Source organism: Halomonas kalidii, from assembly GCF_030010475.1.
Lineage (GTDB): Bacteria > Pseudomonadota > Gammaproteobacteria > Pseudomonadales > Halomonadaceae > Halomonas > Halomonas heilongjiangensis.
This window is the reverse complement of sequence record NZ_JASCQN010000050.1, coordinates 105,742-129,836: the sequence shown is the minus strand read 5'-3', so window position 1 is coordinate 129,836 and position 24,095 is coordinate 105,742. Positions and strand designations below refer to the sequence as shown.

The 24,095-nt window shown below is 67.6% G+C and carries 20 protein-coding genes and 3 tRNA genes; 5 read left to right on the top strand and 18 right to left on the bottom strand.

What is annotated here, in order from left to right; genetic code table 11:
• Nucleotides 1–6 precede the first annotated feature (6 nt).
• Both ccmB and ccmA read right to left on the bottom strand, forming a co-directional pair.
• Entirely contained in the window at nt 7–729 is a 723-nt protein-coding gene (gene ccmB, locus QLQ85_RS16440) for a heme exporter protein CcmB (RefSeq protein ID WP_282740007.1), read from the bottom strand.
• Nucleotides 730–736: 7 nt separating this feature from the next.
• A complete protein-coding gene (ccmA, locus tag QLQ85_RS16435; RefSeq protein WP_282739975.1) occupies nt 737–1,381 on the bottom strand; it encodes a cytochrome c biogenesis heme-transporting ATPase CcmA in 645 nt (214 codons plus the stop codon).
• A gap of 217 nt (nt 1,382–1,598) precedes the next feature.
• Between ccmA and lexA the strand changes: the two genes are divergently transcribed.
• The gene (gene lexA / locus QLQ85_RS16430) at nt 1,599–2,084 is read left to right on the top strand and encodes a transcriptional repressor LexA (protein ID WP_282739974.1); all 486 of its coding nucleotides are present in this window, start codon (nt 1,599–1,601) and stop codon (nt 2,082–2,084) included.
• A complete protein-coding gene (locus QLQ85_RS16425; RefSeq protein WP_282739973.1) occupies nt 2,084–2,707 on the top strand; it encodes an IMPACT family protein in 624 nt (207 codons plus the stop codon). Before lexA ends, QLQ85_RS16425 begins: the two co-directional genes overlap by 1 nt.
• Here the strand turns inward: QLQ85_RS16425 and QLQ85_RS16420 are convergent.
• From QLQ85_RS16420 to QLQ85_RS16410, 3 genes are read right to left on the bottom strand one after another with little or no spacing between them, the layout of a single operon-like run.
• Nucleotides 2,691–4,013 carry a sodium ion-translocating decarboxylase subunit beta gene (locus QLQ85_RS16420; protein WP_282739972.1) on the bottom strand — a complete coding sequence of 441 codons (1,323 nt, stop codon included), beginning with the start codon at nt 4,011–4,013 and terminating at the stop codon, nt 2,691–2,693. The two genes, QLQ85_RS16425 and QLQ85_RS16420, sit on opposite strands and share 17 nt — an antisense overlap.
• 10 nt (nt 4,014–4,023) lie before the next feature.
• Nucleotides 4,024–5,841 (bottom strand): sodium-extruding oxaloacetate decarboxylase subunit alpha, encoded by a 1,818-nt coding sequence (oadA, locus tag QLQ85_RS16415; protein ID WP_282739971.1) that lies wholly within the window; start codon nt 5,839–5,841, stop codon nt 4,024–4,026.
• Nucleotides 5,842–5,893: 52 nt separating this feature from the next.
• Nucleotides 5,894–6,145 (bottom strand): OadG family protein, encoded by a 252-nt coding sequence (locus QLQ85_RS16410; RefSeq protein WP_282739970.1) that lies wholly within the window; start codon nt 6,143–6,145, stop codon nt 5,894–5,896.
• A 173-nt stretch (nt 6,146–6,318) separates the two neighbouring features.
• Between QLQ85_RS16410 and QLQ85_RS16405 the strand changes: the two genes are divergently transcribed.
• Nucleotides 6,319–7,359 carry a tRNA dihydrouridine synthase gene (locus QLQ85_RS16405; RefSeq protein WP_282739969.1) on the top strand — a complete coding sequence of 347 codons (1,041 nt, stop codon included), beginning with the start codon at nt 6,319–6,321 and terminating at the stop codon, nt 7,357–7,359.
• A 116-nt stretch (nt 7,360–7,475) separates the two neighbouring features.
• Here the strand turns inward: QLQ85_RS16405 and QLQ85_RS16400 are convergent.
• The 9 genes from QLQ85_RS16400 to QLQ85_RS16360 all read right to left on the bottom strand — a co-directional run bounded on the left by QLQ85_RS16400 (nt 7,476) and on the right by QLQ85_RS16360 (nt 14,840).
• Nucleotides 7,476–7,552: transfer RNA gene (locus QLQ85_RS16400), tRNA-Arg, on the bottom strand.
• Nucleotides 7,553–7,632: 80 nt separating this feature from the next.
• Nucleotides 7,633–7,709 (bottom strand) — tRNA-Arg (locus QLQ85_RS16395).
• A 63-nt stretch (nt 7,710–7,772) separates the two neighbouring features.
• A tRNA-Ser gene (locus tag QLQ85_RS16390) sits at nt 7,773–7,865 on the bottom strand.
• A 98-nt stretch (nt 7,866–7,963) separates the two neighbouring features.
• Complete coding sequence (csrA, locus tag QLQ85_RS16385; protein WP_282739968.1) at nt 7,964–8,161, bottom strand: carbon storage regulator CsrA; 198 nt, start codon at nt 8,159–8,161, stop codon at nt 7,964–7,966.
• A gap of 212 nt (nt 8,162–8,373) precedes the next feature.
• Entirely contained in the window at nt 8,374–9,624 is a 1,251-nt protein-coding gene (locus QLQ85_RS16380; protein ID WP_282739967.1) for an aspartate kinase, read from the bottom strand.
• Nucleotides 9,625–9,729: 105 nt separating this feature from the next.
• Nucleotides 9,730–12,339, bottom strand: coding sequence for an alanine--tRNA ligase (gene alaS, locus QLQ85_RS16375; protein WP_282739966.1), 2,610 nt, complete (start codon nt 12,337–12,339; stop codon nt 9,730–9,732).
• 324 nt (nt 12,340–12,663) lie between these two features.
• Nucleotides 12,664–13,146 carry a regulatory protein RecX gene (locus tag QLQ85_RS16370; RefSeq protein WP_282739965.1) on the bottom strand — a complete coding sequence of 161 codons (483 nt, stop codon included), beginning with the start codon at nt 13,144–13,146 and terminating at the stop codon, nt 12,664–12,666.
• Between the two features lie 3 nt (nt 13,147–13,149).
• Nucleotides 13,150–14,214, bottom strand: coding sequence for a recombinase RecA (gene recA / locus QLQ85_RS16365; protein ID WP_282739964.1), 1,065 nt, complete (start codon nt 14,212–14,214; stop codon nt 13,150–13,152).
• 113 nt (nt 14,215–14,327) lie between these two features.
• On the bottom strand, nt 14,328–14,840 hold the full coding sequence (locus tag QLQ85_RS16360; protein WP_282739963.1) for a CinA family protein: 513 nt from the start codon (nt 14,838–14,840) through the stop codon (nt 14,328–14,330).
• 127 nt (nt 14,841–14,967) lie between these two features.
• Here QLQ85_RS16360 and mutS point away from each other — a divergent pair, with 127 nt between their 5' ends.
• Both mutS and fdxA read left to right on the top strand, forming a co-directional pair.
• Nucleotides 14,968–17,547, top strand: coding sequence for a DNA mismatch repair protein MutS (mutS, locus tag QLQ85_RS16355; RefSeq protein ID WP_282739962.1), 2,580 nt, complete (start codon nt 14,968–14,970; stop codon nt 17,545–17,547).
• Nucleotides 17,548–17,710: 163 nt separating this feature from the next.
• On the top strand, nt 17,711–18,034 hold the full coding sequence (fdxA, locus tag QLQ85_RS16350; protein ID WP_282739961.1) for a ferredoxin FdxA: 324 nt from the start codon (nt 17,711–17,713) through the stop codon (nt 18,032–18,034).
• Nucleotides 18,035–18,532: 498 nt separating this feature from the next.
• Here the strand turns inward: fdxA and eno are convergent, their stop codons facing one another.
• The 4 genes from eno to QLQ85_RS16330 form a co-directional block, all read right to left on the bottom strand.
• Nucleotides 18,533–19,825 carry a phosphopyruvate hydratase gene (gene eno, locus QLQ85_RS16345; protein ID WP_282739960.1) on the bottom strand — a complete coding sequence of 431 codons (1,293 nt, stop codon included), beginning with the start codon at nt 19,823–19,825 and terminating at the stop codon, nt 18,533–18,535.
• 37 nt (nt 19,826–19,862) lie between these two features.
• Nucleotides 19,863–20,735 carry a 3-deoxy-8-phosphooctulonate synthase gene (gene kdsA, locus QLQ85_RS16340; RefSeq protein ID WP_282740006.1) on the bottom strand — a complete coding sequence of 291 codons (873 nt, stop codon included), beginning with the start codon at nt 20,733–20,735 and terminating at the stop codon, nt 19,863–19,865.
• 14 nt (nt 20,736–20,749) lie between these two features.
• On the bottom strand, nt 20,750–22,405 hold the full coding sequence (locus QLQ85_RS16335; RefSeq protein WP_282739959.1) for a CTP synthase: 1,656 nt from the start codon (nt 22,403–22,405) through the stop codon (nt 20,750–20,752).
• A 263-nt stretch (nt 22,406–22,668) separates the two neighbouring features.
• Nucleotides 22,669–24,087, bottom strand: coding sequence for an FAD-dependent oxidoreductase (locus QLQ85_RS16330; protein WP_282739958.1), 1,419 nt, complete (start codon nt 24,085–24,087; stop codon nt 22,669–22,671).
• Nucleotides 24,088–24,095 lie beyond the last annotated feature (8 nt).

The following is a 24,095-nucleotide window of genomic DNA, read 5'->3' as shown; positions in this document are numbered from 1 at the left end:
AATTCCTCAACCGTTGATACTGATTCGCAGCGACGCGGCAATCGCCCAGGGGGCGAACATCAGCGTCACCGCCAGCAGAGCGCCGAGAATGGCCAGATGCGCCGCAACGCCATCGCCCAGGATCGCCGCCTGCACGGCACCGGCGCCGAAGATCAACACCGGTATATAGAGTGGCAGCACCAGCAGCGAGAGCAGCACGCCGCCGCGCGCGAGCCCCACCGTCAGGGCCGCCCCGATGGCCCCGATCAGGCTCAGGCTGGCGGTACCCAGCGCCAGCGACAGGGCCAGCACCCCATAGCTGCCGGCCGGCAGCGACAGCATGATGCCGAGCACCGGCGCCATCATGGCCAGCGGCAGGCCGGTGAGCAGCCAGTGCACCGCCACCTTGGCGAGCCCCAGGGCGGCCAACGGCTGGGGCGTGAGCAACAACTGCTCGAGAGAGCCGTCGTCGTAGTCGCCGCGAAACAGGGTGTCCAGCGAGAGCAGGGCCGCCAGCAGCGCCGCGACCCACAGCAGGCCGGGGGCGATGGTGGCCAGCAGCTCCGGATCCGGCGAGATGCCGATCGGGAACAGGGTGATCACCAGCGCGAAGAACACCAGCGGGTTGAGCACCTCGCTGCGCCGACGCAGCAGCAGGACCAGATCGCGCTTCAGGGTCGCCCGCAATGCGACCACCAGGCCGCCGTGAGGTTCCCGATGGAGGGCCATGGCCGCCTCGGTGTCGGTCATCGGTGTCTCAGTGCCGGGCATCGTCCCCTCCCCGACCGAGACGGATACGCGTCAGCTCATCGGTGGCCCGCAGCTCATGGTGGGTGGTGACCAGCACGCACCCCCCGGCTCGCGCATGGGCGACGAGGCGCGCCTCGAGGGCCGTCACACCGTCACGGTCGATGGCGGTGAAGGGCTCGTCGAGCACCCACAGCGGCCGCGGCGTCAGGTCCAGCCGGGCCAGCGCCACGCGGCGCTGCTGCCCTGCCGAGAGCTGTCCCGTCGGCACGTCCTCGAAGCCGGCGAGCCCCACGCCTTCCAACGCCACCAGACGCGCCCGTTCGTCACCGGCCTCGCCGGCCAGCGCCTGGTACCAGGCGAGATTCTCCAGCGGCGTCAGGGCGGCCTTGATGCCCGGCGCATGGCCCAGATAGAGCAGGCTGGCGAGGAAGTCGCCACGCGCCCGGCGCATCGGCATCCCGTTCCAGAACAGCTCGCCCCGATAGTCGGTCAGCTGCCCCGACAGGATCTTGAGCAGCGTGGTCTTGCCGCTGCCGTTGGGTCCTTCGACCCGCACGATCTCGCCGGCGCGAATGTCCAGATCGAGATCCTCGAACAGCCAGCGATCATCACGCTCACAAGCCAGCTCACGGGCTTCAAGACGCAGGGGCAAGGCACTCTCCCGGCATGGGGGATTTCGCCCGGAACTCTACACGGAAAGGGCTTTTGCTGCCAGCGGAGCTCGTGCGTCAGCCGGTCGCAGTTGACCTGCATCAACGCTTCCGTCGGAGGCCGGCCCTTGCCAGATCCCGGCTCCCTGCTATGCTTCAGATTCACTGTACGTATCGACAGGGGTTTATCCACCGGTCTGCCGACAGGAGAGACGCATCATGCCAGAGGTCATACCGCAGTTCCTGCATCGCCGGCCCAACCTGCCACTGGCGGAGGCCTGGGAGGCCATCGAGGACGACGACCTGAACCGGGACGAACTGGTCGAGGTACCGCTGCTCGGCCGGGTCTCGGCGGGGCTGCCCATCGAGGCCTGCCTGGACGCCGGCAGCATTCACGTGCCCTCGCGCATGGTGCGCCGCAATACCTACGCGCTGAAGGTGCGCGGTGACTCGATGATCGATTGCAACATCTTCGACGGGGATGTGATCATCATCGAACGGCAGGAGAGCGCCGAGAACGGCGAGACCGCCGTGGTAATGATCAACGACCAGGAGGTCACCCTGAAGAAGCTCTATATCGAGAAATCGGGCGTCCGCCTGCAACCGGCCAACGAGAGCATGGCCCCCATCTACCTGAAGAACAGCGACATCCAGGTGCTGGGGCTGGTGATGGGCGTGGTGCGCCAGACGGGGCTGGCCGCCTGATGCGCTATGCGGTGCCCGACATCCCCGTCGGGCAGTGGCGCGAGAGCGAGCTGGAAGTGGAGAAGAGCCGCTTTATCGCCTGGCTCTGCCATGCCCCCGACACCGCCGCCTTCGATACCCTGCTGGCCGCGGCGCGCCGCACCCACCCCACTGCCAGCCACCACTGCAGCGCCTTCATCGCCGGCCCGCCCGGCGAGCAGGCCGCGATCGGCTTCTCCGACGACGGCGAGCCCGGCGGCACCGCCGGCCGCCCCATGTTCCAGGTCCTCGCCGGTGCCGGCCTCGGCCAGGTGGGCTGCGTGGTCACCCGCTACTTCGGCGGTACCAAGCTCGGCACCGGCGGCCTGGCCCGGGCCTACGCCCAGGCGGTCGCCCGGGCGCTGGAGGGCCTGCCCCGGCGCGAGGTCGTCGAACGCACCCCACTGCAGTTGCAGGTCGACTTCGCCGGCGAGGCCGAGGCCCGCGCCTGGCTGGCCGGCCACGCCATCCCCGTGGAGCGGGCCGCCTACGGCGCCGACGGCGTGCTGCTGACCGTCGGCTGGCCGCGAGACACCGACGTCGACCTGGCTTCGCTGGAGGCCCGGCTGCGCGGTCGGGTCAACCTCATCACCCCAAGTACTTGATCATCACCCCGGCGGCCACCGCCGAGCCGATTACCCCGGCCACGTTGGGCCCCATGGCATGCATCAGCAGGAAGTTGTGCGGGTTGGACTCCAGCCCCACCTTGTTGGAGACCCGCGCCGCCATCGGCACCGCCGAGACCCCCGCCGAGCCGATCAGCGGGTTGATCGGCATCTTGCTCACCGTGTTCAACAGCTTGGCCATCAACACGCCGCAGGCGGTGCCGATGGCGAAGGCCACCATGCCCAGCCCCAGGATCCCCAGGGTCTCGAAGGCCAGGAAGCGATCGGCCATCAGCTTGGAGCCCACCGACAGCCCCAGGAAGATGGTCACGATATTGATCAGCGCATTCTGTGCCGTATCGCTCAGGCGTTCGACCACCCCGCACTCGCGCATCAGGTTGCCGAAGCAGAACATCCCCAGCAGCGGCGCGGCATCGGGCAGGAACAGCACCACCAGGATCAGCAGCGACAGCGGGAAGACGACCTTCTCCAGCTTCGACACCGGCCGCAGCTGGGTCATGGCGATCTCGCGCTCCTGCTTCGTGGTCAGCGCCTTCATGATCGGCGGCTGGATCAGCGGCACCAGCGCCATGTAGGAGTAGGAGGCCACGGCGATGGCGCCCAGCAGTTCCGGCGCCAGGATGCTCGACACATAGATCGAGGTGGGGCCGTCGGCGCCGCCGATGATGCCGATGGCGGCGGCCTGCTTGAGCGAGAAGTCCATCCAGCCCAGCGCCGACATGCCCACCGCCCCGAGCAGGGTGGCGAAGATCCCGAACTGCGCCGCCGCCCCCAGGAACAGGGTGCGGGGGTTGGCCAGCAGCGGGCCGAAGTCGGTCATCGCGCCCACGCCCATGAAGATCACCAGCGGGGCGATGCCCGAGGCGATCGCCACGTTGTAGAACTGGTAGAGCACGCCGTGGGCAAAGCCCGCGTCCATGGCCACGTCGTTGGCCGCGCGGATCAGCGCCGGGGAGGTGTCACCATGCAGCACCTCGGCGACCTCATGCCGCCACCCCTCGACGCCGCTCGCCGGCTCGAGGCCAAACTGCAGCGCCGCGGCCAGCTGTTCCAGCACCTCGGGGCGCGCCAGGTGCGCCGCCTGCTCGGCGGCGGACAGCGCCAGCCCCGCCTCGGGAATGTTGGCCAGGATGCCGCCGAAGCCGATCGGCACCAGCAGCAACGGCTCGAAGCGCTTGTGGATCGCCAGCCACAGCAGCACCAGGCCGACCACGACCATCACGGCCTGGCCCAGCGTCAGGTTGTAGAGGCCCGAGCCTTCCCATAGCGTCAGTAACTTTTCCATGGGGCCACCCTCAGAGCTCGATCAGGGTGTCGCCGACGGCGACGCTGTCGCCCTCGTTGACCCGGATGGCCGACACCGTGCCGGCACTGGCGGCACGCACCTCGGTTTCCATCTTCATGGCCTCGAGGATGATCACCACGTCGCCGGCCTTGACGCTGTCGCCCTGGCGAACGTTGACCTTGAAGATGTTGCCGGCCAGCGGCGCGCTGATCGCCTCGCCGCTCGGCGCGGGCGCCGGTGCGGCGGCGGGCTGGGCCTGCTCCTCGACGGCACCGATCTCGCCGCCCTCGGCGACTTCGACGACGTAGGCCTTGCCGTTGACCTTGACGGTATAGGTCTCGGGGCCGGCCGGCGCCTTGGCGGGAGCGCCGCCCTGCCGCGAGGCGACCGGCAGCGTCGCGGCCGAGCCGGGGTTGTCGGCGGCCTGGGGCACCGGCTCGAAGGCGTCGGGGTCGTCGCGGTGCTTGAGGAACTTCAGGCCGATCTGCGGGAACAGCGCATAGGTCAACACGTCGTCGATCTCGCGCTCGCCCTCGGCCAGGCGGACGCCCTCGGCCTTGGCCTTCTCCTTGAGCTCGGCGGCGAGCCTGTCCATCTCCGGGGCGAGGTTGTCGGCCGGGCGGCAGGTGATCGGCTGCTTGCCCTCCAGCACGCGGGCCTGCAGCTCCTGGTTGAACGCGGACGGGGCGGCGCCATACTCGCCCTTGAGCAGCGCCTGGACCTCCTTGGAGATCGACTTGTAGCGCTCCCCCATCATCACGTTCATCACCGCCTGGGTGCCGACGATCTGCGAGGTCGGGGTGACCAGCGGGATGAAGCCCAGGTCTTCCCGCACCCTGGGAATTTCCTGGAGGACGTCGTCGAGCCGGTCGCCGGCGCCCTGCTCCTTGAGCTGGCTTTCCATGTTGGTGAGCATGCCGCCCGGCACCTGGGCGATCAGGATGCGCGAGTCGATGCCCTTCAGCGAGCCCTCGAAGGCGGCGTACTTCTTGCGCACCTCGCGGAAGTAGGCGGCGATCTCCTCGAGCAGCTCGAGATCGAGGCCGGTGTCACGCTCGGTGCCCGCCAGGATCGCCACCACCGACTCGGTGGGGCTGTGGCCGTAGGTCATCGACATCGAGGAGATGGCGGTGTCGACGTTGTCGATGCCCGCCTCGGCGGCCTTGATCGCGGTGGCGGTGGACATGCCGGTGGTGGCATGACACTGCATATGGATGGGAATCGAGACCGCCTGCTTCAGGCGTGACACCAGTTCATAGGCGTCGTAGGGCTTGAGCAGGCCGGCCATGTCCTTGATCGCCAGGGAGTCGGCGCCCATGGCGGCGATGGTCTTGCCGAGCTCGACCCAGCCGTCCAGGGTGTGCACCGGGCTCACGGTGTAGGACAGCGTGCCCTGGGCATGGCCCTCGACCTTGCGCACCGCCTGGATGGCGCGCTCGAGGTTGCGCGGGTCGTTCATGGCGTCGAACACGCGGAACACGTCGACGCCGTTGGTGCGGGCCCGCTCGACGAAGCGGTCGACCACGTCGTCGGCGTAGTGGCGATAGCCGAGCAGGTTCTGGCCACGCAGCAGCATCTGCTGGGGGGTGTTGGGCATGACCTCCTTCAACGCCCGAATCCGCTCCCAGGGGTCCTCGCCGAGGTAGCGGATACAGGCGTCGAAGGTGGCGCCGCCCCAGGACTCCAGGGACCAGAAGCCGACGCGGTCGAGCTTCTCGGCGATGGGCAGCATGTCGTCCAGGCGCATCCGCGTGGCGAACAGCGACTGGTGGGCATCGCGCAGGACGACATCGGTGATGCCCAGCGGGCGAGCAGTGTTGTCAGTCATGGGAGTGACCTTGTCGTTATGGGATGGAGGATGAAACCGGGAAGGAGATGCCTCAGCGGCGATGGCGCTGACGGTGACGGTGCAGGGCGGCGCCGATCACTACCATCAGTTCGCCGTCTTCCTGACGCGGGGCCGGGGGACGCGGGCCATCAGGGACGGACGGGCCCGGCTCGGGGAAGAAGCGCCCGATGGTCTTGGACATCAGGGTGGTGACGATCACCAGCACGGTAAGAAAAACAAAAACAAAGCCCATGCCGAGGCCCATCAGGGCAAGCCCTTCCTGTAGAAGCTCGGTGTCCTGCATGCGGCATTCTCCTGAATCTAGTCTCCAGCCGGGGCCTATCTCACGCGATCAGGGCGGCTTGCGTAATTTTTTCGATCGTATAACCTGCCACACTCCCGGCAGATTGCAATGGCGAGATGGTGGAAATCAGCGTTGTTAATTTACTACATGACGGCCGCATCGGCCTAGCGCCCATGGAGGGCGTCATCGATGCCGTGGCCCGCGACCTTCTGACGCGCCGCGGCGGCTTCGACTGGGCGGTCACCGAGTTCGTGCGTGTCGTGGACGCTCGCCTGCCGCCTCGCGTCTTCCTCAAGCACTGCCCCGAGCTCGCGAGTTCCCGGGTGGCCACGCCCAGTGGCACGGCGGTGCACCTGCAACTGCTGGGATCCGCCCCCCAGGCCCTGGCCGCCAACGCCCGCCAGGCACTCGCACTGGGCGCCGTGAGCCTCGATCTCAATTTCGGCTGCCCGGCGAAACTGGTCAACCGCCATGACGGCGGCGCCTCGCTGCTGCGCGACCCGCGCCGGGTGCAGGCCGCCGTGACCGCCGTGCATGCCGCAGTGGGCGACGCGATCCCGGTGACGGCCAAGATTCGCCTGGGCTTCGCCGACCGACGCCTGGCGCTCGAGTGCGCCCTGGCCGCCGAGGACGGCGGCGCACGACAGCTGGTGGTCCACGGCCGCACCCGAGACGAGGGCTATCGGCCGCCCGCCCACTGGGAGTGGATCGGCCGCATTCGCCAGCGGCTGCACATCCCGGTGGTGGCCAACGGCGACATCTGGACCCTCGAGGATTACTGGAAGGCCCGCACCCTCTCGGGCTGCCGCGATGTCATGCTGGGTCGCGGCGCCCTGGCCGATCCCTGGCTCGCCCCGCGCATCCGCCACTGGCAAGCCACCGGCGAGCAGCTGCCGCCTACCGACTGGTCACGGCGAGGCGAGCTCCTGGCCGAGTATGCTGCATTGCAGCGTAACACACTCCCCGACCGGGTTGTCACCTCCCTGGTGAAGCAGTGGCTGAATCAGATGCGCACGCGAGACCCCGAAGCGGCGCGCCGCTTCCAGGCACTCAAGCGCCTCACCGACCTGGACGCCCTGATGGCGGGACTGCAGGCAGCGACCCTGCTCCCCTCCGGCGGCGCGGCACGCACAGCATCGAGCCGGGCAGGCGCCGGAACACCGGGGGCGGACGGGAAGTGCATCGACAAAAAAGAGGCGCTCGTCACATCGTGACGGCGCCCCAAACGATCGCGGAACCGAGGTGCGAGCTGCGACGCCGACTCGGCCAGCAGACTATGCGGGTCCGGAAAGTGGAAGACCCGCCCTCGGACCGAGGACGGGTCGGAATCTGGCGCGCCCGGGAGGATTCGAACCTCCGACCACCTGATTCGTAGTCAGGTACTCTATCCAGCTGAGCTACGGGCGCTGATGGCAGCGATGGACTCACTGCGCGGAATGCGACACGAGGCGAGATGCCGTCGAAGCCACATTCGATCCGCTCGAAGATGGCGCGCCCGGGAGGATTCGAACCTCCGACCACCTGATTCGTAGTCAGGTACTCTATCCAGCTGAGCTACGGGCGCTCTATCTTCACACTGTGTCAAACCGTTCCCGACGGGCATCCGATGAATGCGTCTTCGGGGACTTGGCGGAGAGGGAGGGATTCGAACCCTCGATGGGGCTATAAACCCCATACTCCCTTAGCAGGGGAGCGCCTTCAGCCACTCGGCCACCTCTCCCTCATCGACACGGCGCGTATGTTACCGTTTCTGAAGGCCATTGTCCAGCGACCTCCATGGTTTTTTCGGGCCGACGGCGACCGTCTCTCGACCACGTCTCAGCTTTCCTGATCACCACCCTCCGTATCGGCCTTCTCGCGCTGTATGCGCTGGTAGATCTCCTCACGATGCACAGCGACATCCTTGGGGGCGTTGACGCCGATTCGGACCTGGTTTCCCTTGACGCCCAGCACGGTGACGGTGATGTCGTCTCCGATCATCAGGGTTTCGCCGACACGGCGGGTCAGGATGAGCATGGCTGATCTCCTTCTCAGACTTGTTCTCGGACTTGCTGGCAACGGGATGTTCGCCGACAGGGCAGCGCCGCCTCATTATGTGGCATAGCGTCGTCCCTGACCAATGGCGCCGACTCCATGACACCCGAGAGCCCCGTTGAAGGGAAGCACCGTTACACGGGAGTCACGGACTTCCCTACAAGCGTAGAAGGTGTCGGCCGCACGCGACGCCCTTATTCGCCCTCGATGTCGCTCTTGTCGAGGCCGAAGGCCGTATGCAGCGCGCGTACGCCGAGCTCCATGTGCTTCTCGTCGATCACCACGGAGATCTTGATCTCGGAGGTGGAGACCATGCGGATATTGATGTTCTCGTCGGCCAGCACGCGGAACATTTTCGAGGCCACGCCGGCGTGGGAACGCATGCCGACGCCGACCAGCGAGAGCTTGGCGATGTTGTCGTCACCGCGCACCTCGCCGCCACCCAGCTCGGGGATCACCTGCTCCTTGAGGATCTTCAGGGTCTGCTTGTAGTCGCCCTTGGCCACGGTGAAGGTGAAGTCGGTGTAGTCCCCGGCGGGCGCCACGTTCTGCACGATCATGTCGACTTCGATGTTGGCGTCGGCGATCGGCCCCAGGATGCGCGAGGCCACGCCCGGCACGTCGGGGGTGTTGAGCAGGGTCAGCTTGGCTTCGTTGGCGGTGAAGGCGATGCCGGAGATCAGCGGTTCTTCCATGGAATCCTCGTCTTGGTCGGAGTCTGCAACGATCAGGGTGCCGGGGCCGTCCTCGAAGCTGGACAGCACACGCAGCGCCACATTGTACTTGCCGGCGAACTCGACGGCGCGGATCTGCAACACCTTGGACCCCAGGCTCGCCAGCTCGAGCATCTCCTCGACGGTGATGGTATCCAGGCGCTGGGCCTTGGAGCAGACCCGGGGGTCGGTGGTGTAGACGCCATCGACGTCGGTGTAGATCTGGCACTCGTCGGCCTTCAGCGCCGCGGCCAGGGCCACACCGGTGGTGTCGGAGCCACCGCGCCCCAGGGTGGTGATGTTGCCCTCTTCGTCGACCCCCTGGAAACCGGCGACCACGACCACCTTGCCGTCGTCCAGGTCCTCGCGCATCTCGTCGGTCTCGATACGCTGGATGCGCGCCTTGGTATGGGCGCTGTCGGTGAGGATGCCGACCTGGGAGCCGGTGTAGGAGGTGGCCGGCACGCCCAGCTTGTGCAGGGCCATGGCGAGCAGCGAGATGGTGACCTGCTCACCGGTGGAGACCAGCATGTCCATCTCGCGGGGCGTCGGCTCGTCGTTGATCTCGTTGGCCATGCCGATCAGGCGGTTGGTCTCGCCGCTCATGGCGGAGACCACGACCACCACCTGATGGCCGTTGTCGCGGAAGCCCTTGACCTTCTCGGCCACGGCCTTGATGCGCTCCACGGAGCCCACCGAAGTGCCGCCGAACTTCTGTACGTATAGTGCCATATGCCGTTTTCCCTCGTATGTCGAGCGGGTCGCGCCCGGATGAGTGAAAGGTGTAACAAAGTGACCAGGGCCGGGGCATTGCTGCCACCGGCCCTGGGAGAACGGTTACTGGAGCCGCGACTCGACCCAGGCCGGTACGCTCGCGAGCGCCCCGGGCAGGGCCGCCACGTCGTTGCCACCGGCCTGGGCCATGTCGGGCCGGCCGCCGCCCTTGCCGCCGACCTGGGAGGCCACGTGGTTGACCAGCTCGCCGGCCTTGATGCGGCCGGTGAGGTCCGCTGTGACCCCGGCGATCAGGCTCACCTTGCCGGCACTCTCGTCGGCCACGCCGAGCACCACGATGCCGGAGCCCAGCTTCTGCTTGAGCTGGTCGAGCATGCCCCGCAGCTCCTTGCCGGAGACCCCCTCGAGGCGGGTGGCCAGCACCTTGACGCCGTTGACCTCGCGCGCCTGGCCGAGCATGTCGCTGCCGGCGGCGCTGGCGAGCTTGGCCTTGAGCCGCTCGAGCTCCTTCTCCAGGCCGCGGTTGCGCTCGAGCAGTGACTCGACCCGTTCCTCCGCCTGCTCCGGCCTGGCCTTGAGGCGCTCGCCGATGCGAGCCAATCGAGCCTCCTGCTCGCGGAACCAGGTCAGCGCGCCCTGGCCGGTGATCGCCTCGATGCGACGCACGCCCGAGGCGATGCCGGCCTCGCTGACGATATGGAAGCAGCCGATGTCGCCGCTGCGCGCCACGTGGGTGCCGCCACACAGCTCGACGGAGAAGTCGTCGGCGCCGATGGTCAGCACCCGCACGCTGTCGGCGTACTTGGCTTCGAACAGCGCCGCCGCGCCCTTTTCCTTGGCCTGGTCGAGGGTCATCTGCTCGATCTTCGTCGGCGCGTTGGCCAGGATCTGCTCGTTGACCAGGCGCTCCACCTCGGCGAGCTGCTCCGGCGTCATCGCCTCGAAGTGGCTGAAGTCGAAGCGCAGTCGCTCGGGGGTGACCAGCGAGCCCTTCTGCTGCACATGGTCGCCGAGCACCAGGCGCAGCGCCTGGTGCATCAGGTGGGTGGCCGAGTGGTTGCGCACCGTGGCCGCCCGCAGGCTGGCGTCGACCTGGGGGCGCACCTCGGCGCCCACCGCGATAGCGCCCTCGAGCAGCACGCCGTGGTGCAGATGGTGGCCGGCCTGCTTCTGGGTGTCGGTGACCAGGAAGCGACCGCCGTCGAGGTGCAGGTAGCCGGTGTCGCCCACCTGGCCGCCCGATTCGCCGTAGAAGGGGGTGCGGTCGAGTACCACCACGGCCTTCTGCTCGGGCGCGAGCGCCGCCAGCTCGTTGCCGGCACTGTCGACGATGGCGGTGACGGTGGCACGGTCCTCCAGGCGGTCGTAGCCAGTGAAGGCGGTCTCGCCCTCGAGCTCCAGGGCGGCGCCGTAGTCGGCGCCGAACTGGCTGGCGGCACGCGCCCGCTCGCGCTGGGCCTCGAGCTCGCGCTCGAAACCCGCCTCGTCGAGGGTCACGCCGCGCTCGCGGCAGACGTCGGCGGTGAGATCGTAGGGGAAGCCGTAGGTGTCGTAGAGCTTGAACACCGTCTCGCCGGGCAGCACCTCGCCGGCGAGACCGCCCAGCGCCTCCTCGAGCAGGCTCATGCCGTGCTCCAGGGTGCGGGCGAACTGCTCCTCCTCCTTGAGCAGGATGCGCTCGATCTGGGCGCGCGCCCGGCGCAGCTCCGGGAAGGCCTCGCCCATCTCGGCGTCGAGCGCCCCCACCAGCTTGTGGAAGAAGCTGCCCTGGGCGCCGAGCTTGTGGCCGTGGCGGATGGCGCGGCGGATGATCCGGCGCAGCACGTAACCGCGCCCCTCGTTGGAGGGCAGCACATCGTCGGCGATCAGGAAGGCGCAGGAGCGGATATGGTCGGCGATCACCCGCAGCGACGGCGTGGTGGTATCGCCGTGGCCGGTGGCCCGGGCCGCCGCCTCGAGCAGGTTCTGGAACAGGTCGATCTCGTAGTTGGAGTGCACGCCCTGCATCACCGCGGCGATGCGCTCCAGCCCCATGCCGGTGTCGATGGAGGGCTTGGGCAGCGGGTTCAGGGTGCCGGCCGCGTCGCGGTCGAACTGCATGAACACCAGGTTCCAGATCTCGATGTAGCGGTCGCCGTCCTCCTCGGGGCTGCCGGGAGGCCCGCCCCACACCTCGGGGCCGTGGTCGAAGAAGATCTCCGAGCTCGGCCCGCAGGGGCCGGTATCTCCCATCTGCCAGAAGTTGTCCTCGTCGAGCTTGGAGAAGCGCGCCGGGTCGATGCCCATCTCGTCCTTCCAGATGCGCTCGGCCTCGTCGTCGCTGACGTGCACCGTAACCCACAGCTTCTCCTTCGGCAGGCCCAGCGTCTCGGTGAGGAAGGTCCAGGCGAAGCGGATGGCGTCACGCTTGAAGTAGTCGCCGAAGCTGAAGTTGCCCAGCATCTCGAAGAAGGTGTGGTGCCGGGCGGTGTAGCCGACATTGTCGAGGTCGTTGTGCTTGCCGCCGGCGCGCACGCAGCGCTGGGACGAGGCCGCCCGCACATAGGGGCGCGGATCGCGGCCGAGGAAGACGTCCTTGAAGGGCACCATGCCGGCGTTGGTGAACAGCAGGGTCGGGTCGTTGCCCGGCACCAGGGAGCTGGACGGCACGACGGTGTGGCCGTGCTGCTCGAAGAAACTCAGAAAGGCCTGTCTGATGTCTGCGCTTTTCATGGGGTATCCGTGGCGATGGCATGGTGACCCGGCGGGCAGGCGGGAGTCCGGCGAGAGCCGGACACGTCGCACCAGCGCGCGCTGCTCGCGCCACCCGGGGCTTTCGCAAAGGGAGCCATTATACCGCAGTTGTCAAGCGACTGAAGGGGCGCCGCTGACTGCACCACTCAGGGCTGATTTCGGGGCTGATCCGGCGGTAGGCCTGCGAGGAGGCGCTGTAAACCCGTCCCTGGGCGCTACTTTTGCCTTCCTTGGCAAAAGACCTCCTCTCCGACCTGCCCCCGGCGCCCCTCGCCAACTGCGATTGCCCTGCCGGGCGGGCGCCTAGTCGTCGCTCGTCCAGGCATGGGCCAGCGCATGGCGCAGCTGGTCGAAGTCGAAGCCGCGCTGGGCCAGGAAGCGCTCGCGGCGGGCTCGCTCGCGGGGCGTGTCACCGGGGCCGGGGAAGCGCCTGGACAGGGTCTCGCAGGCCAGGGCGAACCAGTCGGCCTCGCCCGCCTCCTCGGACGCGGCGAAGGCGGCGCGAATACCTTCGCGATCGATGCCGCGCCGCTCAAGCTCGGCGCGGATCTTCAGCGGCCCCTGCCCTCGAGCGATCCGCGAGCGCAGGAAGCTCTCGGCGAAGCGGGCATCGGACTGCAACCCCTGTTCGGCCAGGTCGTCGAGGCAGGCCAGGATATCGCTCGCCTCATGGCCGCGGGCAGACAGTCGCTCGCGCAGCTCGGCGCGTGAGTACTCGCGCCGGGCCAGCAAACGGATGGCATCGTCCCGTGGGGAAGACGCACACTCTTCGGGCTGGGCAGGCATGGCTTAGAGCAGGCCGTCCTCGCGCTCGGCGTCGGCGGGCACCGGCTCCCCGGCCTCCTCCTCCTTGGGCGCGACCGTCGCCAGCAGCTGGCCACGGATCTGGCTTTCGATCTCCTCCATCACCGCCGGGTTGTCCTCGAGGAACTGGGCGGCGTTGGCCTTGCCCTGGCCGATCTTGTTGCCCTGGTAGCTGTACCAGGCTCCGGCCTTGTCGACCAGGTTGCACTGCACGCCCAGGTCGACCACCTCGCCGGCGTGGTAGATGCCCTTGCCGTAGAGGATCTGGAACTCGGCCTGACGGAACGGCGGCGCCACCTTGTTCTTGACCACCTTGACCCGGGTCTCGTTGCCGGTCACCTCGTCGCCCTGCTTCACCGAACCGGTGCGGCGGATGTCGAGACGCACGCTGGCATAGAACTTCAGCGCGTTGCCGCCGGTGGTGGTCTCGGGGCTGCCGAACATCACGCCGATCTTCATGCGGATCTGGTTGATGAACACCACCATGCAGTTGGCGTTCTTGATGTGACCGGTGATCTTGCGCAGCGCCTGGGACATCAGGCGCGCCTGCAGGCCGACGTGGGAGTCGCCCATCTCGCCCTCGATCTCGGCCCGCGGGGTGAGTGCAGCCACCGAGTCGATGATGATCACGTCGACGCCGCCGGAGCGCACCAGCATGTCGCAGATCTCCAGGGCCTGTTCACCGGTGTCGGGCTGGGAGACCAGCAGGTCGTCGAGGTTGACGCCGAGCTTCTCGGCATAGCTGGGGTCCAGGGCATGCTCGGCATCGATGAAGGCGCAGGTCTTGCCCTGCTTCTGGGCCTCGGCGATCACCGACAGGGTCAGGGTGGTCTTGCCCGAGGACTCCGGCCCGAAGATCTCCACCACTCGGCCGTAGGGTAGACCGCCGATGCCGAGCGCGATATCGAGCCCGAGCGAACCGGTGGACACCGACGGCATGACCACCCGCGGGGTATCGCCGAGGCGCATCACGGTGCCCTTGCCGAACTGGCGCTCGATCTGGGAAAGCGCGGCATTCAGCGCCTTGGAACGGTTGTCGTCCTGAGCCATCACGGGTCTCCTGGCAATGGAATGAAACGAGAGGAATGGATTGGGTACTGTATGACTGCACAGTAGTATGGCGAAAAAAACCTCGCTCGGCCAGCCTCGGCGACGGAGGCGTGTCAGTCGCGCTCCAGATGCCGGATCAGCCCGACGAGGGCCTCGCGCACCGCCTGCTCGCGCACCGCACGACGATCGCCGGGAAAGTGGCGACAGACCGCCTGCTGGCGCTCGCCGTCGCCCCAGGCCAGCCAGACGGTGCCCACCGGTTTCCCGGGGCTGCCGCCACCGGGGCCGGCCACCCCGCTGATCGCCACGCCGAGGTCCGCGCCGCTGTCGTGGCAGGCGCCGGCGACCATGGCCTCGACCACCTCGCGACTGACCGCGCCATGCTCGGCCAGCACGGCCTCCGGCACGCCGAGCAGACGGGTCTTGGCACCGTTGGCATAGGTCACGTAGCCGGTCTCGAACCAGTCGGAGCTGCCGGCCACCGCGGTGATCGCACTGGCCACCCCGCCACCGGTGCAGGACTCGGCGGCCGTCACCGTCACGCCACGTTCGCGGCAGGCCCGGCCCAGCCGCTCGGCGAGCAGTGTCAGGTCGAGGTTGGCCAGGCTGGCGGCACTATGGGGCATCGCATCGCTCCTGAAGGAATTTGCGTCGACTTTTCCGTACAATACTGCCTTTGTTCGCGACATGCAGGCCCGTGTGCGCCACGCCGCCGCGGCCCCACGGAACCCGACGGAGACTCACAGGAACCCCATGTCCCAGGCCAGCGCCCAGCATACCCCCATGATGGCCCAGTACCTGAAGATCAAGCGCGAGCACCCGGACGTGCTGCTCTTCTACCGCATGGGCGACTTCTACGAGCTGTTCTTCGACGACGCCAGGCGCGCCGCATCGCTGCTCGACATCACCCTGACCCAGCGGGGCCAGTCCGCCGGCAAGCCGATTCCCATGGCCGGGGTCCCCTACCACAGCGCCGAAGGCTATCTGGCCCGCCTGGTGGCCGCCGGCGAGTCGGTGGCGATCTGCGAGCAGTTCGGCGATCCGGCGACCAGCAAGGGGCCGGTGGAGCGCCGGGTGGTACGCGTCGTCACCCCGGGGACCCTCTACGACGAGGCGCTGCTCGACGCCCGCCGCGACAACCTGCTGGTCGCCCTGCATCCCCAGGGCGAGTGCTGGGGGCTGGCCTGGCTGGAGCTCTCCAGCGGCCGCTTCAGCGTGCTCGAAGTCGAGGGCGAGGGCGAGATGCTGGCCGAGCTCCAGCGCCTCGACCCGGCCGAGCTGCTGGTCGCCGAGGGGCTGGACCTGCCACCGAGCCTCGACGGGCGCCGCGGCCTGCGCCGCCAGAGCGACTGGCTATTCGATCGTGAGAGCGCCCACCGCACCCTGTGCGATCAGTTCCAGGTCCAGGACCTGCGCGGCTTCGGCTGCGCCCACCTGGAGGCCGCCATCACCGCCGCCGGGGTGTTGATCGACTACGCCCGCGACACCCAGCGCTCCAGGCTGCCCCACGTCACCGCCATCGGGGTGGAGAGCCGCGACGACGCCGTGGTGATCGATGCCGCCAGCCGCCGCAACCTGGAGATCGACGTGAACCTCGGCGGTACCGCCGACAACACCCTGGCCAGCGTGCTCGACACCACCGCCACCGCCATGGGCTCGCGACTGCTCAAGCGCTGGCTCAACCGGCCGCTGCGCGACCGGGAGCAGGTCGCGGCCCGGCAGTCGGCGGTGACCCTGCTGCTCGACGTCGAGGGTTTCGTGCCCCTGCGCGAGGCGCTCAAGGCGATCGGCGACATGGAGCGTATCCTGGCGCGGGTGGCGCTCTACAGTGCCCGCCCGCGGGATCTCGCCCGGCTGCGCGACGCCCTCGCGGCCCTGCCCGAGCTGGAGCGGGAGCTCGCCGTCTACAGCGCGGGCACGGCACTCGACGAACTGCGCCGGCACATTCGCCCCTACCCCGAACTGGGCGACACCCTGACCCGCGCCTTGGTCGAGAACCCGCCAGTGGTGATCCGCGATGGCGGGGTGATCGCCGAGGGCTTCGACGCCGAGCTCGACGAGCATCGCGGGCTCGCCGAGCACGCCGGTGACTACCTGGTCCGGCTGGAGACCCGCGAGCGGGAGCGTACCGGTCTGCCCGGGCTCAAGGTCGGCTACAACCGGGTCCACGGCTACTACATCGAGATCCCCCGCGCCCAGGCCCGCGACGCCCCGGCGGACTACGTCCGCCGCCAGACCCTGAAGAACGCCGAGCGCTTCATCATCCCCGAACTCAAGGAGTTCGAGGACAAGGCGCTGTCGGCCAAGTCCCGCGCCCTGGCCCGGGAAAAGCTGCTCTACGACGGCCTGCTCGACACCCTCAACGCCGACCTCGACGCCCTGCAGGCCACCGGCCGGGCACTGGCGGCGCTGGACGTACTGTGCGCCTTCGCCGAGCGCGCCCAGGCCCTGGACTTCGCCCGCCCCCGTCTCGCCGAGGCACCCGGCATCAGCATTCGCGGCGGCCGCCACCCGGTGGTGGAACAGGTCAGCGAGACGCCCTTCGTGCCCAACGACCTGATCATGAATGATGAGCGGCGGATGCTCGTCATTACGGGCCCCAACATGGGCGGCAAGTCCACCTACATGCGCCAGGCGGCGCTGATCACCCTGCTCGCCCATACCGGCAGCTTCGTGCCGGCGGACGCGGCGGAGATCGGCCCGGTCGACCGCATCTTCACCCGCATCGGTTCCTCCGACGACCTCGCCGGCGGGCGCTCCACCTTCATGGTGGAGATGACCGAGACCGCCAGCATCCTGCACAACGCCACCGACCACAGCCTGGTGCTGATGGACGAGATCGGCCGCGGTACCAGCACCTTCGACGGCCTGTCGCTGGCCTGGGCCAGCGCCGAGCACCTGACCCGCACCCGCGCCTTCACCCTGTTCGCCACCCACTACTTCGAGATGACGGCGCTGGCCGAGCAGGCCGGGAGCGTGGCCAACGTGCACCTGACGGCGGCGGAGCACAGGGACGGCATCGTCTTCATGCACCGGGTCGAGGAAGGCCCGGCCAGCCAGAGCTACGGCCTGCAGGTGGCCCAGCTCGCCGGCGTTCCGCCGGCGGTGATCGCTCGTGCCCGGGAGAAGCTCACCCTGCTCGAGCAGCAGGAGATCGACCAGGGGAGTCGCCAGCTCGCCTCCCCGGCGGGAGGGCCGGCCATTCCACAGCAGACCGATCTCTTCGCCAGCGCCCCCCACCCGCTGGTGGAAGAGCTCGGCACCCTGGCCGTGGACGACCTGACCCCACGGCAGGCGCTGGCGCTGCTCTATCGCTGGAAGGAAACAGTATGAATGGTCGACAATGGGGTCGGAGGCGACTTGCGGGAAAGCCTGCGCCACGACTAGAATGGCCCGATCAAATCATCAGGATTATAAGAAATAATTTTCTTATAACCAATTTTGGATTCATCATTACCGGCCGCGGTCTGTCCCGGCCCGAGGGAGGGAGACTGGCATGACATTCGTCGTCACCGAGAACTGCATCAAGTGCAAGTACACCGACTGTGTCGAGGTCTGCCCGGTAGACTGCTTCTATGAAGGCCCCAACTTCCTGGTGATCCACCCCGACGAGTGCATCGACTGCGCCCTGTGCGAGCCGGAGTGTCCCGCCGAGGCGATCTTCTCGGAGGATGAACTGCCCGAGGGACAGGAGCCGTTCATCGAGATCAACGCCGAGCTGGCCGAGGTGTGGCCGAACATCAGCGAGAAGAAGGACCCGCTGCCCGATGCCGAGGAGTGGGACGGCAAGTCGGGCAAGCTCGAGCAGCTCGAGCGCTGACCCCGGCCCCCGGAGCACGAAAACGCCGCCGCCGAATGTCTCACGACNATTCGGCGGCGGCGTTTCTGCCTTGAGCGAAGAAGGAGAACACCAGGCAAAAAGGCGGCCCGCAGGCCGCCCGCTCCCAGCCGATCCTTGGGCGGCTCCCTCCGCCCGACTCCTGTGGCGCCTTCCTTGCCCGGAAGCGACTTCCTGTCGCACCAGGCGCACCACACTTGCATCCCGTTGCATCCTGCCGAGAGAACCTTGCCGTCCTCCCTTGTCCCGAGTCCATTGTGGCAGCCCTGCGCTGCAGCACAACCCTCCCCCCTGCCGTGATTCCGCGGTGAGGCGATCCGCCCTCCGGGCAGGGCAGAAAAACAAATCATTTAAAATCAACAACATAAAAAAGACCGACATCCATGGATGTCGGTCTTCTCAGTGCATGATTAGCGAATCTCTTCGCCTTCTTGTAGGTGATTTCCTACAAGAAATCACGCAAAAGACAACAGCGTTCGCTTACTGCCCCTTGATGGCCGCACGGCCCGGGTAGCTCACCCGGTCACCCAACTCCTGCTCGATCACCAGCAGGCGGTTGTACTTGGCGACGCGATCGGAGCGGCTCAGCGAGCCGGTCTTGATCTGGCCGGCACAGGTTCCCACGGCCAGGTCGGCGATGGTGGTGTCCTCGGTTTCGCCGGAGCGATGCGAGATCACCGCGGTGAAGCCGGCGTCCTGGGCCATGCGGATCGCCTCGAGGGTCTCGGAGAGCGAGCCGATCTGATTGAACTTGATCAGGATGGAGTTGCCGATCTGCTCGTCGATGCCGCGCTTGAGGATCCGGGTGTTGGTCACGAACAGGTCGTCGCCGACCAGTTGCACCTTGTCGCCGAGCTTGTCGGTCAGCGCCTTCCAACCGGCCCAGTCGGACTCGTCCATGCCGTCCTCGATGGAGACGATGGGGAACTGGTCGCACAACTCGGCCAGGTAGTCGACGAACCCGGCGGCATCGAAGACCTTGCCCTCACCGGAGAGGTCGTACTTGCCGTCCCGGTAGAACTCGGAAGACGCGCAGTCGAGCGCCAGGGTCACGTCGCGGCCGAGTTCGTAGCCGGCATCGGACACCGCCTGCTTGATCACCGCCAGGGCCTCGGCGTTGGAGGCCAGGTTCGGTGCGAAGCCGCCCTCGTCGCCCACCGAGGTGGCCAGCCCCTTGGCCGACAGCACCTTCTTCAGGGCGTGGAAGATCTCGGCGCCCATGCGCAGGCCTTCGCGGAAGGTCGGCGCGCCGACCGGCTGGACCATGAACTCCTGGATGTCGACGTTGTTGTCGGCGTGCTCGCCGCCGTTGAGGATATTCATCATCGGCAGCGGCATGCTGTACTGGCCCGGCTGGCCGTAGAGCTCGGCGATATGGGCGTAGAGTGGCATGCCCTTGGCGTTGGCCGCGGCCTTGGCGGCGGCCAGCGAGACGGCGAGGATGGCGTTGGCGCCGAGCTTGGCCTTGTTGTCGGTGCCGTCGAGCTCGAGCATGGCGTCGTCGAGGCCGCGCTGATCACGGGCGTCCATGCCCAGCAGACGCTCGCGGATGGGACCCTTGACCGCCTCGACGGCCTTGAGCACGCCCTTGCCGAGATAGCGCGCCTTGTCGCCGTCGCGCAGCTCGAGCGCCTCGCGGGAGCCGGTGGAGGCGCCGCTCGGCGCGCAGGCCACGCCCACCGCACCACTTTCCAGGCGCACCTCGGCCTGCACGGTGGGGTTGCCGCGGGAGTCGAGCACCTCGAGGGCGCGAATATCGACGATCTTGGTCATATGCGTTTTCCTTTTGTCGTGTCAGCGTGATGATGAATCAGGAGATCTCGAGCGGCGCGAACCCCTTCACCAGGTCATCGATGGCCTTGAGCTGGGCCAGGAAGGGCTCCAGCCTGTCCAGCGGCAGCGCACAGGGGCCGTCGCACTTGGCGTTGTCGGGGTCCGGGTGGGCCTCCAGAAAGACCCCGGCCAGCCCCACGGCGACGCCGGCCCGGGCGAGCTCGGCGACCTGGGCGCGGCGGCCGTCGGCACTGTCGGCCCGTCCACCGGGGCGCTGCAGCGCGTGGGTGACGTCGAAGAACAGCGGATAGCCGGTCTGCTTCATGTCGCCGAAGCCGAGCATGTCGACCACCAGGTTGTTGTAGCCGAAGCTCGAGCCCCGCTCGCAGAGGATCAGGCGGTCGTTGCCGGCCTCCTCGCACTTGCGGATGATGTGGCGCATCTCGTGGGGCGCCAGGAACTGCGGTTTCTTGATATTGATCACCGCCCCGGTCTCTGCCATGGCCACCACCAGGTCGGTCTGGCGGGCGAGGAAGGCCGGCAACTGGATGATGTCGGCGACCTCGGCCGCGGGGGCTGCCTGCCAGGGCTCGTGGACATCGGTGAGGATCGGCACCCCGAAGCGCGCCTTCACCTCGGCGAGGATCTCGAGCCCCTTCTCCAGGCCGGGGCCGCGGAAGGAGTGGATCGAGCTGCGGTTGGCCTTGTCGAAGCTGGCCTTGAACACATAGGGCATGCCGAGCCGGCCGGTGACCTCGGCATAGGCCTCGGCGACCTCGAGGGCCAGCTCCCGGGACTCGAGCACGTTCATGCCACCGAACAGCATCAGCGGCAAGGAATTGCCGGCGGTGAGGCCGGCAACTGATATATGACGCTCCGGGATGTGACGTTCGGATCGGGACGCGGTCATGACAGACATGGGCCTCACTCCTGGTGCGAGGGCTGGACACGGGTACGTGCCGCCTTGTGCTCCAGCGCCGCGTTGACGAAACCGGTGAACAGCGGATGACCGTCACGGGGCGTGGAGGTGAACTCCGGATGGAACTGGCAGGCCACGAACCAGGGGTGATCCGGCAGCTCGACCATCTCCACCAGGGAGTTGTCGACGCTCCTGCCGGAGACCACCAGACCCGCCTTCTCCAGCGCCTCGATGAACTGGTTGTTGACCTCGAAGCGGTGGCGATGACGCTCGACGATCTCGTCGTTGCCATAGGCCTCACGGGCCTTGGTACCGGCCGTCAGGTGGCAGATCTGGCCCCCCAGGCGCATGGTGCCGCCCAGATCGGAGGCGGCGTCGCGCAGCTCGATCTTGCCCTCGGCGTTGATCCACTCGGTGATCAGACCCACTACCGGATGCTGGGTGTCGTGGGTGAACTCGGTGGAGTTGGCGTCTTCCCAGCCGGCTTTGTTCCGGGCGAACTCGATCACCGCCACCTGCATGCCGAGGCAGATGCCGAGATAGGGGATACCGTTCTCGCGGGCATAGCGGGCGGTGGCGATCTTGCCCTCCACGCCGCGTTCGCCGAAGCCGCCGGGGACCAGGATGGCGTCCTTGCCGGCCAGGCGCTCGGTGCCGTGGCGCTCGATGTCCTCGGAGTCGATGTAGTCGACGTTGACCTTGACCCGGGTCTGGATCCCGGCGTGGATCAGCGCCTCGTTGAGCGACTTGTAGGCGTCGAGCAGCTCCATGTACTTGCCGACCATGGCGATGTTGATCGACTTCAGCGGGTTGAGCTTGGCGTCGAGGACGTGCACCCACTCGCTCAGATCGGCCTCGTCGGCGGTGAGGCGCAGCTTGTCACAGACGATCTCGTCGAGGCCGTGCTCGTGGAGCATCAGCGGGATGCGGTAGATGGTGTCGGCATCCTGCAGCGGAATGACCGCGCGCTCTTCCACGTTGGTGAACAGCGCGATCTTGCGGCGCTCGGCCTCCTCGAGCTCGACCTCGCTGCGGCAGATCAGGATATCCGGCTGGATACCGATGGAGCGCAGCTCCTTGACGCTGTGCTGGGTCGGCTTGGTCTTGGTCTCGCCGGCGGTCTTGATATAAGGCACTAACGTAAGGTGCATGAAGATCGCCCGGCTCGCCCCCAGCTCGCTTCTGATCTGGCGGATCGACTCCAGGAAGGGCAGCGACTCGATGTCGCCCACGGTGCCGCCGATCTCGACCAGCGCCACGTCGAAGCCCTCGCCGCCGGCATAGACCCGGCGCTTGATCTCGTCGGTGATGTGGGGGATCACCTGCACGGTACCGCCCAGGTAGTCGCCGCGGCGCTCGCGGCGCAGCACGTGCTCGTAGACACGCCCGGTGGTGAAGTTGTTGCCCTGGGTCATCTTCGTGCGGATGAAGCGCTCGTAGTGACCGAGGTCGAGGTCGGTCTCGGCGCCATCCTCGGTGACGAACACCTCGCCGTGCTGGAAGGGACTCATGGTGCCGGGATCGACGTTGATGTACGGATCCAGCTTGAGCATGGTGACCTTGAGGCCGCGCGCCTCGAGAATCGCCGCCAGCGAGGCCGACGCGATGCCCTTGCCGAGAGAGGACACAACGCCGCCGGTCACGAAGATATATCGTGTCATGGAGAACCTGTCGAAACGTGATCATGAGGCGTGGCAGGAAGCCGCGCCGGGATGGGACGACAGACTAGCAGAATACGACCAATGGCTCAATTTTGGCCAGCGTCGGCAGCCATGGCCTCATGGACCGCGGCTGTTCCGGCGACAGGTCTTCGCGGAGGCGCTGTGAACCCTTCCCTGGGCGCTACATTCTTCATCCATGAAGAATGACCTCCGCCCCGACCCGTCCCCGGCGCCGCTCACCACTCGGCAGCGGGGCCGCATCGTCACACGCCCAGGTAGTCGAGGATGCCCTCGCCGGCCTGGCGGCCCTCGTAGATGGCGGTGACCACCAGGTCGGAGCCGCGCACCATGTCGCCACCGGCGAAGATCTTCTCGTTGGTGGTCTGGAAGGCGTAGGCGCCCTCTTCCGGCGCCTTGACCCGGTCGCGCTCGTCGAGCTCGATGCCCACGGTCGCGAACCAGGGCGCCGGGTTCGGCTGGAAGCCGAAGGCGATGACCACGGCATCGGCGGGGACGACCTCCTCGGAACCCGGCACCACCTCGGGGCGCTGGCGGCCGTTCTCGTCGGGCTCGCCCAGGCGGGTGCGCACCACCTTGACCCCCTCGACCTTGCCTTCGCCCACCACCGCCACCGGCTGGCGGTTGAACAGGAACTCGACGCCCTCCTCGCGGGCGTTGGCCACCTCGCGCCGCGAGCCCGGCATGTTCTCCTCGTCGCGACGATAGGCGCAGGTCACGCTCGCCGCCCCCTGGCGGATCGAGGTGCGGTTGCAGTCCATGGCGGTGTCCCCGCCGCCCAGCACCACCACCCGCTGGCCCTCGAAGGAGATGTAGTCGCGGGGATCCTCCTCGAAGCCCAGGCAGTGATTGACGTTGGCGATCAGGTAATCCAGCGCCTTGTGGACACCGGGCAGCTCCTCGCCCGGGAAGCCCCCCTCCATGTACTTGTAGGTGCCCATGCCGAGGAAGACCGCGTCGTACTCCTCGAGCAGGGTGTCGAAGGCGATGTCGCGGCCGATCTCGACGCCGAGACAGAACTCCACGCCCATCTCCTCGAACACCGCCCGGCGACGCTCCATGACGTTCTTCTCGAGCTTGAACTCGGGAATGCCGAAGGTCAGCAGCCCCCCGATCTCCGGGTACTTGTCGAACACTACCGGCTTGACGCCGTTGCGCACCAGGATGTCGGCACAGCCGAGCCCCGCCGGGCCGGCCCCGATCACCGCCACCTTCCTGTCGGTCCAGGCCACCTTGGACATGTCGGGGCGCCAGCCCATGGCGAAGGCGGTATCGGTGATGTACTTCTCCACCGAGCCGATGGTCACCGCGCCGAAGCCGTCGTTGAGGGTGCAGTCCCCCTCGCACAGGCGGTCCTGGGGACAGACCCGGCCACACACCTCGGGCAGGGTATTGGTCTTGTGCGACAGCTCGGCGGCCTCGAGGATGTTGCCCTCGCTGACCAGCTGCAGCCAGTTGGGAATGTAGTTGTGGACCGGGCACTTCCACTCGCAGTACGGGTTGCCGCAGTGCAGGCAGCGATGCGCCTGGCTGGCCGCCTCCTGGGGCTTGTAGGGCTCGTAGATCTCGGCGAACTCCCGCGAGCGGGTCCGCGCGTCCTTCTTCTTCGGGTCCTGGCGACCCACGTCGATGAACTGGAAATCGTTGCTCAGACGGTTTGCCATGGTCTCTG